The sequence below is a fragment of the Endozoicomonas sp. ALD068 genome (assembly GCF_049310145.1).
Taxonomy (GTDB): domain Bacteria; phylum Pseudomonadota; class Gammaproteobacteria; order Pseudomonadales; family Endozoicomonadaceae; genus Endozoicomonas_A.
The window spans coordinates 237,078-249,310 of record NZ_JBLYNU010000004.1 but is presented as its reverse complement, the minus strand read 5'-3'; the positions used below and the strand labels follow the sequence as shown (position 1 = coordinate 249,310).

The 12,233-nt window shown below is 48.7% G+C and carries 9 protein-coding genes; 2 read left to right on the top strand and 7 right to left on the bottom strand.

Going from position 1 to position 12,233, the window contains the following annotated elements:
• Nucleotides 1-14 precede the first annotated feature (14 nt).
• On the bottom strand, nt 15-407 hold the full coding sequence (locus ACO6V5_RS01005) for a hypothetical protein (RefSeq protein WP_422134774.1): 393 nt from the start codon (nt 405-407) through the stop codon (nt 15-17).
• 367 nt (nt 408-774) lie between these two features.
• Between ACO6V5_RS01005 and ACO6V5_RS01000 the strand changes: the two genes are divergently transcribed.
• Nucleotides 775-1,872: an AI-2E family transporter gene (locus ACO6V5_RS01000; protein WP_422134775.1), complete on the top strand. Its 1,098-nt coding sequence runs from the start codon at nt 775-777 to the stop codon at nt 1,870-1,872.
• A 60-nt stretch (nt 1,873-1,932) separates the two neighbouring features.
• Nucleotides 1,933-2,559, top strand: a complete 627-nt coding sequence (locus ACO6V5_RS00995) for an NUDIX hydrolase (RefSeq protein ID WP_422134776.1) — start codon at nt 1,933-1,935, stop codon at nt 2,557-2,559.
• 356 nt (nt 2,560-2,915) lie between these two features.
• Here ACO6V5_RS00995 and tldD read toward each other — a convergent pair whose 3' ends face one another.
• The 6 genes from tldD to mreC all read right to left on the bottom strand — a co-directional run bounded on the left by tldD (nt 2,916) and on the right by mreC (nt 12,153).
• Nucleotides 2,916-4,355 (bottom strand): metalloprotease TldD, encoded by a 1,440-nt coding sequence (gene tldD / locus ACO6V5_RS00990; RefSeq protein WP_422134777.1) that lies wholly within the window; start codon nt 4,353-4,355, stop codon nt 2,916-2,918.
• 132 nt (nt 4,356-4,487) lie between these two features.
• Nucleotides 4,488-8,444, bottom strand: a complete 3,957-nt coding sequence (locus ACO6V5_RS00985) for a YhdP family protein (RefSeq protein WP_422411382.1) — start codon at nt 8,442-8,444, stop codon at nt 4,488-4,490.
• Nucleotides 8,445-8,475: 31 nt separating this feature from the next.
• A complete protein-coding gene (gene rng, locus ACO6V5_RS00980) occupies nt 8,476-9,948 on the bottom strand; it encodes a ribonuclease G (protein ID WP_422134779.1) in 1,473 nt (490 codons plus the stop codon).
• Between the two features lie 209 nt (nt 9,949-10,157).
• Entirely contained in the window at nt 10,158-10,757 is a 600-nt protein-coding gene (locus ACO6V5_RS00975; RefSeq protein WP_422134780.1) for a Maf family protein, read from the bottom strand.
• 5 nt (nt 10,758-10,762) lie between these two features.
• Nucleotides 10,763-11,251 carry a rod shape-determining protein MreD gene (gene mreD / locus ACO6V5_RS00970; RefSeq protein WP_422134781.1) on the bottom strand — a complete coding sequence of 163 codons (489 nt, stop codon included), beginning with the start codon at nt 11,249-11,251 and terminating at the stop codon, nt 10,763-10,765.
• Nucleotides 11,248-12,153 carry a rod shape-determining protein MreC gene (gene mreC / locus ACO6V5_RS00965; protein ID WP_422134782.1) on the bottom strand — a complete coding sequence of 302 codons (906 nt, stop codon included), beginning with the start codon at nt 12,151-12,153 and terminating at the stop codon, nt 11,248-11,250. Before mreC ends, mreD begins: the two co-directional genes overlap by 4 nt.
• Nucleotides 12,154-12,233 lie beyond the last annotated feature (80 nt).

Genomic DNA, 12,233 nt, shown 5'->3' with positions numbered 1-12,233 from the left:
GGAGTGAATATCAGTCACAATGTTGATGGGTCAGGAAAAATGGATAAGGATTTGATCTTACCATTTTCATCAAGCACAAAAACATCAACATATGAGCTATTAATGCCCTCAATATTCAGAGTTAAATTTAACACGCAGTCAGTCAAAAGCTGTTGATTGACAACATCATATTTCACATCTTTATCCTTATGGCAAAATAAGTGTTTAGCTGTAATTTCTCCATATTTAGGTGAATACACCAAGTCATCCTTGTTGCTGAATAATGGCAGTATGCCATTGCATTCGTTACCATTCTTAAGGCTTTCTACATATGTTTTTGTCACTATTGTGCAATTACCGGATAAGGCAATGCTAGATGCAAATGCCATTATTGATATTAAAAATAAACATGAGATATTTTTAATCATCTTTAGCCTCAAATATCTGGCTTTAGGATTTTAGTGCATGATCGACTTTTCAATTTGCACGACAAATACCAAGGCAAGCCCAATTGCCCATGGCATGCTGTGCAATGAGATCAGGCACAACTTAATTTTTGATGGTTTCCTCAAAATCCTGTATACAGTCATTGCGACGCTCCCTTTGTCGGGATTAAGCTTGATGCGGCTTCATCTGCGATACATCCAGGCGAGCCTGTTCTGAAAGCATTTTAGTATAAAGATGGCGGCTTACTCACTAAGTTAGCCAAGGTGGATCGGCGTAGCATTCGCCTTCGACTCTCCATGGCTGGCAACGATGATGACAATCAATTTTTGCAAGCAGAGGAGTCAGATCTTGAATCCTGAACATAGGCAAAAGGAGCAAGAATCAAGTATGCAATCAGCCGAAATACAGAACATTAGCCGCTATTTAGTGACAGCTGCTTCACTGGTGATTATTCTAGCCGGTATCCGTCTGGGCAGTGAAATACTCTCTCTCCTGCTGTTTTCCTACTTCCTGGCGATCCTTCTTAACCCTGCCATTAATGCCTTGAGCCGACTGCACATTCCCAGGGTGCTGGGTATTTTGTTAGTGGTCTCGGTGCTTATCATTACTATGATGATGATTGTGGCTTCCATTGGCAGCGCCTTGCAGGAGTTCGCCAAAGCACTGCCAGGGTATAAGCAGCAAACGATCGAGATGATCCACCAGGTCAGTGAAAAACTGGCACAGCGCAACATTAATCTGGATCTGAAATCCATCACTGAACCACTGGATACCTCGTCCCTGTTTGGCTTTTTAACGTCCATGCTAAGTCATATGGGCAGTGCCACCAGTTATGCTTTTCTGATCTTTCTGACGGTTATATTCATGCTGGCCGAGGCTCCGCTGCTAAAAAATAAGCTGGTCCGCGCCATGCCCAATCCGGACCAGCAACTGAAAGATCTCGAAAGATTTGTTGCCTCGGTCAATCATTATGTTGCCCTGAAGACGGCAATCAGTCTGCTCACCGGATTGCTGGTCGCTCTGATGCTATGGTCACAAGGGGTTAACTTTTACCTGCTCGGTGGCATTCTGGCTTTTGCCCTGAACTTTATTCCAAACATTGGTTCCATACTGGCGGCGATACCCGGTATTCTGATCACTTTGCTGCAACTGGGTTTTTCTGAAGCGATATTTGTTTCAACAGGCTATTTCGCGATCAACATGCTGATTGGTAACATGCTTGAGCCCAGAGTTTTGGGTAAAGGGCTTGGCCTTTCATCCATGGTCGTTTTTTTATCGTTACTGATCTGGGGCTGGTTACTGGGTCCCATTGGCATGCTGCTCTCAGTTCCATTGACCATCAGCATAAAAGTACTGCTGGAGTCCTCACCCGGTAGCCGAAGGTTTGCTGCGCTTCTCGGATCTGGTCGGACAAAAGAGGAAGTAGAAGCTGAACTGTCAAAGTAATACTCAGCTCCAGCCGACTGTACTAGAGTGAATAGATTCATCAATGGACAGGCAAATATCATGCAGAAAAATCCATGGATAGACTGGGCTGAAAAGATTCGCGCTATAGCCCAAAACGGAATAACTTATGCTGATGGCGACTTTGACCTGGAGCGCTACCATCAGCTCCAGGGCATTGCCCACGAAATGACGGCACTTCTCGCCGGTGCTCCCATTGAAAAAGTTGATCATTTTTTTCTTCCTGAGAATGGCTACACCACACCCAAGCTCGATATCCGGGCCGGGGTGTTTCAGGAAGGTCGTATCCTGCTGGTGAGAGAGCGCTCTGATGGTCGCTGGGCCCTGCCGGGTGGCTGGGCCGACGTCTGTGAGTCTCCGGCCCTGGGAGCAGAACGGGAAACTCTGGAAGAATCAGGGTATGTTGTCAAAGCCGGGAAGCTGGTGGCTGTTCGCGATGTTCATAAACATCCCTACTACCCCACAAACCCCCATCACCTGATCAAAATGCTGTTTCTCTGCGAACTCAAGGGCGGTAGTCCCACTGCCAATATCGAGATATCAGAGGTCGGCTTTTTCGAACCGGATCAACTCCCACCTCTTTCACAGGGGAGAACCATTGCTTCTGACATCGCTTTGCTGAAGCAACATCATGAAAATCGTGAACTGCCCACAGAGTTCGATAGCTAGCAGCCTGTCGGACTTAAGTCTGCCCTACTGCGGTTGCGATAAATTGGTCTAAAAATTCCTGCTTCTTCGTCAAATAGCACCGCTATTCTCCTCAGAAGCAGAAACTTTTATCCTCAATTTCTCGCAATCCTCGCTACGGGCGCTTAAGTTCGACAGGCTGCTAGGAGCCTGACCGAGAATAGACTGCCCTACTGCGGCGGCAGCAAATTGGTCTGAAAATCCGCTTTTGTTCGTCAAATAGCTCGCTATTCTCCTCACAAAACCGAATTTTCATCCTCAATTTTCTGCCGTCCTCGCTACGGGCGCTATTCTCGGTCAGGCTCCTAGGCAGTTTCACCGGCCACTTCCCATAATGATCAGGCCGTTCCGCCTACCGTGATTTCATCAATCTTCAGCGTAGGCTGGCCCACGCCAACAGGCACAGATTGGCCGTCTTTACCGCAGACGCCAACGCCCGGATCCAGCTCAAGATCATTACCAACCATGGAGACCTGATTCATCACATCAGGACCATTACCAATGAGGGTAGCGCCTTTAACCGGGGTAGTGATCTTGCCATTCTCAATCAGGTAAGCCTCACTGGTAGAGAATACAAATTTGCCGGAAGTAATATCAACCTGACCACCGCCCATATTGGCAACATAGATACCTTTGTCAACACTGGTAATAATCTCACCCGGATCGCTCTTGCCGGCCAGCATGTAAGTATTGGTCATTCGCGGCATGGGCAGATGAGAATAAGACTCCCGACGTCCATTACCCGTTGGAGCGACACCCATCAGACGAGCATTCAGCTTGTCCTGCATGTAACCTTTCAGGATACCGTTCTCAACCAGAACCGTTGATTCGGTCGGTACGCCTTCGTCGTCAAGATTCAGGGAACCTCTGCGGCCTGTCAGAGTGCCATCATCAACAATGGTGCACAGTGGGGAAGCAACTCTTTCACCGATGCGACCCGAATAGGAAGAACTTCCCTTACGGTTAAAATCGCCTTCCAGACCATGACCTACGGCTTCATGCAAGAGAACACCCGACCAGCCCGGAGCCAATACCACTGGCATGGTCCCAGCCGGAGCAGCAACGGCCTCAAGATTCACCAGAGCCTGTCGCACCGCTTCACGGGCGTAGCCCAAACCTTTGTCATTCCGGATAAACTGCAGATAGTCACCACGGCCACCACCACCGGCAGAACCTCGCTCAATACGGCCATCTTTCTCGGCAATAACACTGACACTCATACGAACCAGCGGGCGAATGTCTGCTGCCAGTGTACCATCAGAAGCAGCCACCAGAATCACTTCATGGGCCCCCGCCAGGCTGACATTCACCTGCTTAACCGCTGGATCCGCTTTTCTGGCTTCCTGATCAACAGCCTTGAGTAGTGCCACTTTCTCTTCACGGCTCATAGAATCCAAAGGATTATCCATGCCATATAAAGCCAGTGGCTGGCTGCGGTTCCAGGCCTGAATCTGATGTTCCTGCCCCTGACGGGCAATACTGCGAGCCGCACCCGCAGCCTGCTCCAGGGCCGGTAATATAATTTCGTTGGAATAGGCAAAACCGGTTTTCTCGCCGCTGATAGCACGTACACCCACACCCCGGTCTACATTGAAGCTGCCTTCCTTGATAATACTGTCTTCCAACGACCAGGCTTCATGGCGTGTGGACTGAAAGTAGAGGTCCGCAGCATCTACCGAATGGCCGAGAATACTGTCAAGTACTCTGCCCAATTCGTTGTCACCGATATTTGCCGGCGCCAGCAAATGATTTCGCGCCTGTGTAAGAATGTCGGTCATAGTTTATTCAGGCCTTTGCTATTATCCATAGCCTGCCCCTATGAATTCGGAGCGGGCAGACGTCGTTATAGTGAGATTGTCACACCTATAGATAGAAAAAGCATTCTCATTTTGCTTAATCCTGTTTTTGAGTCAGGGTTTTTTCCGCTTGGGAATCTCTGTCTGGTTTGGTTTTCGGGCTTTGCCGGAGAATAACTGATCCAGAGTCACTTCAGGATTATCAAAAGAACCTTTGATCCGGTAGCGAATACTGGCCAGCTGATCCACTTGTTTGCCCACCAGCACATCCGCCAGATAAATCAGACCAGCCACCTGAGGCGCAGACCCCAGCAAAACACTGAGTATTGGCAGATTAGACGATAGAGGAAGTGTAATAACCAGACTCATATCCATCCTCTCGGAAAGAGTGTCTATGTGACCATCCATCTTGAAGTTCGATGAAGGCCCCTGAATTTCAAGCGGCTTATCGAAAGTGATAAGCCCTTCGTTGAACCGCACGACCCCGTCCATACGGTCAAAACTGATGCCTTTCTTGTAGAGGTCAGAAAAATCCAGTCGCAGACGTCGGGTCAGTGCCTCCATATTCAGGATGCCGAACATTTTCAAAGCTCCGGCTCCCCCTTCCAACTTCTGCAGGGTGCCAGTTTCCAGCTTCAGTCGAACGGCACCTGTCAGTGACGCCATATTGATACCCATCGGAGGTCCATCCCAGGCCAGTTTTCCCTCAATGGTCGTCTTCTTTGCTGAAACAAAAGGTGAGATACCCAGAGCTTCCTGAAGAGCCTGAATTCCCGACCCCGTCAGATGCTCATTAAAAAAAGTTCTTTGCTGACCATTGATAGAGGTCCAGTCCAGATCTCCGGATAACTCCATCTTCTGCAGATTGATTTTCAGATTCTCAATACGCTTGCCATCAGGAAAGGGTCTCAAACCAAAAGCAACTGAACCCAGATTCCTGCTGCCTAACTTAAGAGAGCTAATGGAGACATTAGCATTGGGCAGATCTAAAGGCCGGATATCAGCCAATACACCTTTATGCCCGGCAGTAGCTTCATTCTTTGCAGGATCTTGGGAAAAATGCAGCTTTTTCAAATTCAGTTGGTAGGGTTGCTTCTGATCCTCAGGTATTATCAAACTACCATCTATCGTGTCACTGCTTAAATCAAGACGTGTGCCACGGGCTTCATGAGACAGGTTAAACACCAGATTATTCAGAGTTTCTTTATTGCAGATGAGTCGGTCAATCTTCAATTGACGGACTTCTATCTGACTCACCAGAGTCTTTTCTGTTGTGTCACCCGGCTGCCCTTCAAACTGACGTTTCCATGGCATCAGATCAAGTTTGGATAGTTGCCCGGACAGTACAATTTTATCGGGCTTCATAGTCGGCAATTTACCTTTATTGCCAAGCAGAACGACAGCAGACTTATACTTGAAGCCATTCTCAAACTGAATTCTGGCCTGTGCTGTCCTGCCAAGAACTATATCCAAAACAGCAGTATCCAGTTCACCTCGATGAGTGAATTGATTAAGACGCAGTTCAAAAGGCACTGTCTGGCCAGCCGCTACTTTTAGAGGCGCCGGAAGCTCGATTTCCATGCCTTTCATGTCACTGGTCACTTTCAACTGAAGGTCAGCAGGCTTGCCGCCCAGTATTAACTCGCCTTTGTAGTGACTAGCACCTTCGAGAAAACTGAGAGCATCCAGCTGAAGCCATTGCTGAAGTCCTTCAGCAGAAACAGAACCGTTCCAGTGGACATGGACTTCAGGCTCAGTTTTATTCTTCATATCGGTGTAAACTCGAGCCTCAACAGCATCACCCAGAAAGCGACCCCTCACTTTTTCAGCAGACAATCCGGTTTCAGTACTGAAATTCAAGACACCTTCAATGTCTTCAATCTGGATGTCCGCCGCATCTATGCCAAAATACGCTCCCGATGTTTCCATACTTACGTCAACTGACGTATCCATGGTACGCTCAAGTGGAATCCCTAACTGAATGCTGCCATTCAGGTCTCCACGAATCGTCCACTTCTTTGCTTCTCCCTTCAGCCGCTGAGCTATGGGGGTCTCTGTCAAGAGCTTTTCGAGATCCGTGCCTGTAGCGGCCACCTGACCAGAGATATTCAAATCCAGATTTTTATCCAGCGCCAGATCAGCCTGGACATGACTGAGCTTTGCAGCCAATAACTTTGCTGAGGCCAATTCAATCTTGATGTTGTCGTTATCCAACCACACTTGTCCCCGGGCGTCATAGACTTCTGGCCAGTCAGGATCATAATCCAGACGCGCTTTATTGACATCGAAATAGAGTCCCCACTTCACAGCATCAGAGTCGTCAGTGTCTTCCAGCGGACCATCGTAGGTAAAGCGCCCTTGGTAAATTTCGGCCCCTTTGATACTGGAATCAAGCCACTCGACCAGCTCTTTTGAAAGCGTTGGCAGATGGCTGGGCAGGTATTTTGGCGTATAGCTGGCATCACCGTTTTTCATGCCCACATTCAGGTCCATGACAATGGGCTCCTTGCCATCCAGGGGAATATCGAGCCTCAGCCGACCACTGAGATTACCCTCGGGTGCTTTTATGGTGATATCATCGCTACTCAGCTGAAAGAAATTCTTCTTATCCAGTACATCCCAACTCAGCCTTGCCTGGGCAGTATCAAAGTGCCAGACATCGCGAAACAGTTTGGTCAGCCCCAATGTAAAATTTTCTGTATCCAGGTCAAAATAGCCGCTGATCATGCCCATTTTTAGATGGCCATTGACGTTTGAAGCAGACGGTGCTCCCTCCCAGGCTGCCACTGAAACGTCTTTCAGTTTCGCAGAAAGATCCAGCTGCTCCCTAAGTGGCTTATCAGGGTGGTATTGGGCAAATATGTTATCGAGCTCACCTGCCGGGTTGAGAATAGTGAACAGCTCATCAGCCAGCTCTGGCATTAGCTGAGTATTGACCAGAAAAGATTTGAGCGCTGCCAGATCAACAGAGTTAACCGAAGTCGTGTAAGTCGGCTCTCTTTCCCTCTTGCCATGAATCTTGATGTTAAGACCAAGATGATGCTCGCCGGACGTCAGACTCATATTTTGCAGCCCAAGCTGCCAGTCTGTACTTCCAATCAGATAATTACTCGCCAGTGAAAGCTCAGTCGACAAAGCAGCATTCGGCAGCAGTTGCTGATCTTTCTGGTAGACAATCGATGACAGATTCAAATCTCCCTGCAACTGCCACTGACCATCGAGATATTGCCACTCAGCATCGAGATTCAATTGTGCGGTTTTCAACTCCGTGCTTTTCAAATGAGCGGCTTTCAACTGAAGAATGTCTTGTGAAAAGAGCGCAGACCAGGGAGCCAGGTCCAGTGCACTGGCCTTGATAAGCCCGGTCCAGGTCATGTCATTTCTTTCAATCCCCTTGCCCAATGCTTTGAACTCCAGACTCCCTTGTTGTGTCACAATTCTGGTCTGAAGATGCTTTAGATCTGACGCTTCTTCAACCAAGAAAAAATAGCGGGTATCAATAATCAGCGGCTCACTGCCATAAGGCTGCATTGTCAGGGAAAAATTGGTGACATCAATGTGTTCCTGAAGCTGTAATAACTCCAGAGTTTTGTGCAGGTTAAAGCCCTTGCCGTCGTCACGGATGTATTGAACTCCTCTGAGTGACCACACGCCATCACTGTCGCTCTCAATGGCCAGAGTGACACCTTCTGCTTCCAGATAGGAAAAGACCGGAGCCCGGTTCATCAGACTGGCTTTAAAATCCAGCTCGAGATCAAGGCGCTCGATAGCAAAACCGGGAGCTTCAGAAGCATTGCCCTGAAGCGTCAACCCTTTGATGTTGAGAGTAGGAGTACCCCCAGCCCAGTTGGCGTCCAGCTGATCGACAGCGAAAGAAGTGTCGAGCGTGTTGTTAAGATATTCAACCAGATAGTCTTGCAACAAGGGCAGGGATCCGATAAAAATCCGGACCCCGGCCACCAGCAATACAATTAAAAGAAGGGCCGCCATGACCAGGCGGAAGCTCCATAGAGCGGCAGACTTGAGGTAAGTTACCAGTCTTGAATCTGACCTCATAAAATACCAGGCCATCTGTTTTTCATTGACGAGTTCCTATTCCCGGTTATACCAGCACCACATCAAACTGTTCCTGGCTGTATATGGGTTCAACCTGGAAACGAATCGGTTTTTGAATAAATTCTTCGAGATCTGCCACATTACTTGACTCTTCATCCAGCAGGCGGTCCACCACCTGTTCAGATGCCAGAACGGTGTAACTCTGGCTATCATAAGCGCGAACAGCTCGAAGAATTTCTCTGAAAATTTCATAGCACACTGTTTCAGCTGTTTTCAATGTGCCACGACCATCACAGGTTGGACAGGGTTCACAGAGCACATTCTCCAGCGACTCCCGTGTTCTCTTACGGGTCATTTCCACCAGCCCCAGTTCACTCACGCCAGTGATGTTGGTTTTGGCGTGATCTTTCTCCAGAGATCTCTCATAGGTTCTCAGCACCTGCCTCTGATGCTCCGGGTCTTCCATATCGATAAAATCAATAATAATAATGCCGCCCAGGTTTCGCAGTCGTAACTGCCGGGCAATGGCTACAGATGCTTCCAGATTGGTCTTAAGGATAGTTTCTTCGAGGTTACGATGACCTACGAAAGCCCCTGTGTTGACATCAATCGTGGTCATGGCCTCAGTCTGGTCGATAATCAGATAGCCGCCTGACTTCAACTGCACCTTGCGACTGAGCGCCTTGTTGATTTCGTCTTCGACCCCAAACAGATCAAAAATTGGACGCTCGCCCGGATAATATTCCACCCTGCCATCCACCAGGGGCACCAGTTTTTTGACAAACTTGGAGACCTTATTGAAGGTCTCCCTGGAATCAATTCGGATTTTCTCGATATCTGGTTCCACCAGGTCACGCATAGTTCTCAAGTGCAGAGGCAAGTCTTCATAAATCGTGGCCGGAGCCGTGTTTTCCTTAACCGTTTCTTCAATGGTCTGCCATAGCCTTCTCAGGAAAAGAATATCGGCCTTCACTTCTGCCTCGGTAATACCTTCTGCTGCTGTTCTGAGAATAAAGCCGCCTTTCTGATCTTCCCCGTCGTCACTCATGCCTTCTTCAACCAGCTTTCTGAGACGCTCGCGCTCTTCTCCATCTTCAATGCGCAGGGAAATGCCTACATGATTATTATGAGGCATCAGTACCAGATAGCGGGCAGGGATAGAGATATGTGTGGTCAGGCGGGCACCTTTTGTTCCCAGGGGATCTTTGGTAACCTGGACAACCAGCGACTGACCTTCATGAACGAGCGCGACAATCGGTCGCTCCGATTGATCATCATTGTCTCTCTCATTGCGGGGAGCAATTTCACTGGCATGAATAAAAGCGGCCCTTTCGAGACCGATATCCACGAAAGCAGCCTGCATTCCGGGGAGAACCCGGACTACTTTGCCCTTGTAGATATTACCGACAATGCCTCGACTACAGGCTCTCTCAATGTAAATTTCCTGAAGTACCCCATTTTCAACCAGCGCCACACGCGATTCCATTGGCGTGATATTCATCAGAATCTCTTCACTCATTCCCTTCCCCTTGAGCTGGTCAGCCTCCCAGAGCCCTTCGGACTTAAGGCCATCTTGGCTGTAAGTCCGAAGGGTTCAAAATTCAATGACAATCCTGACCTGCCAGAAAAACTAAAAAAACAAAACAAATACCTGAAAACGATTTGCCAGACCGAAGGAGCCTTGTCTGGCAGGAAAGCTGTTGAACAGTCTCCCGAGGTTCTTTCTGATCAGTTTTTTACTGACTGAGAGTGCCATGGGCTAATGCCCAGATTCTGAAGCAGATCTGCGGTTTCCTTAACGGGCAAACCCACCACGCCGGTGTAGCTTCCCGTTATGCTGTCTACCAGAACGGCTCCTTTTCCCTGGATACCGTAAGCACCGGCCTTATCCATTGGTTCACCGGTGGCGACGTAAGCTTCTGCCACTTTCCGATCAAAAGCAGCCATTCTGACCACTGTTCTGGATACTCTCACAGATAGATTATTACCATCAGTGACCGCAACTGCTGTGAATACCTCATGGCTATTCCCACTTAATGACAACAGCATATCACAGGCTTGTGGCTCATTTTCGGGTTTACCGAGTATTTTCATTCCCAGAATCACTGATGTATCAGCTGCCAGCACAGGTCTGGCTGGCAAATGGTCAAGAGTAAGCTGCTGCCATCCGGCCAGCGCTTTTTCTTCAGCCATTCGGGTAACATAGGCTTCAGGAGCCTCGCTCAAAAGCGGAGTTTCATCAATCCCGCAATGAATCTGCTGAAAGGCAATACCGATCTGTTGGAGAAGTTCCTTTCTGCGCGGCGACTGGGAAGCAAGATAAATCATGATAATCAGGTCACTCTGAAGTTTCGCCTCAGTGCCCCTAAAATAGCAGACACCCATGGCCAAAATGCGGCGCTGGTGAGGGCCGGCGCCAGATACCAGAGGGTCGGCGGCGTTCTACCCAGGGCACTGCGAATCCACAAATTCAGCAACTGATAAAAACCGACAATCACAAACACCATAAAGGCCTGCTGCCACCAGGGGAACATTCTCAAACGGCGGTGCAGACCCAGCACAATCACAGCCACCAGCAACAATCCCATAGAATTCTGACCAAAGGTTGTTCCCAGCACAACATCCATCAACAAGCCGGTGAAGAAAGCAAAAAATAATCCGAAACGCTCTGGAAGAGCCAGGACCCAATAAAGCACCACCATAGCCACCCAGGATGGCCTGGCAATGGAGATCCAGGCTGGCAGAGGTAAAATACTCAACAGGAAAGCAACCAGCACGGAAAACCAGACAATCCAGTGAGCATTGGCTTTCTGCATACTCATGGGCTCTCCTTCTGGTTAGCCTCAGGTGCCAATTTCGGTTCCATGTCTTCGTTTGAACGGAAGACCAGCAGAACAAAACGTGTCCTGTTGACTTCAGCCATCAGCTGAACCTCGATCCTGGCGAACGCCTCCCCTGGTGTACGCACTATTTTCCTGACTTTCCCCAAGGGGTAGCCCACCGGGTAAATCTGTCCCAGACCCGAACTGGTCAAAAGGTCACCTTCCTTAATATCCACTGTGTCGGAAATATGAAGCAGCTCGACAGAATCCATACTGCCGGTGCCTACGGCAATGGCACGATAGTCACTGCGATTAACCTGGACAGGAACCCTGCTGGCGGTATCTGTGACCAGCATGACCCGGCTACTGACCGGATTAACGGCAATCACCTGCCCCATAACCCCGTGGGCATCAACAATGGCCTGACCTCTGAACACCCCGTCGGTAGAACCTTTATTGATCGTCACGATATGTTCATAGGGGTCCGGATCAATACCAATGATTTCAGCCACCAGAACCTGCTCATCCACAAGTTCGGATGAATTCAGCAATTCCTTCAGGCGTAGGTTCTGGGCAGTCAGAGATGCCAGCTTCTGAACTTTTTGTTCAAGAATCAGGTTACGGGCTTTCAGCCGGGTATTTTCTTCAAGCAGCTCACTTCGGGAAGTCACCAGTTCATCAGCTGTGCTAATAGCCCGGGAGGGCAAATCAGAGATCCACTGCAGGGGGGTAACAGCCATTGTTAACCAGGAGCGTGCAGTAGAGAGGTACTCATAACGGTGATCAACAAACAGCAGGGCAATACAAATACTCAGCAAAAAGACAAAACGTGTCGCCAAAGACTGTTGCTGGCTAAATATCGATTTAATGGCTGGCTCCTGTGATTTGCACGGAGAACTCAATCTTTTAATTTCACAAAAATACAGGCTTCACTCATAACAACAGGCCAGGCGGAAACCGCTTGGCCTGTTGTTTGGCTGGA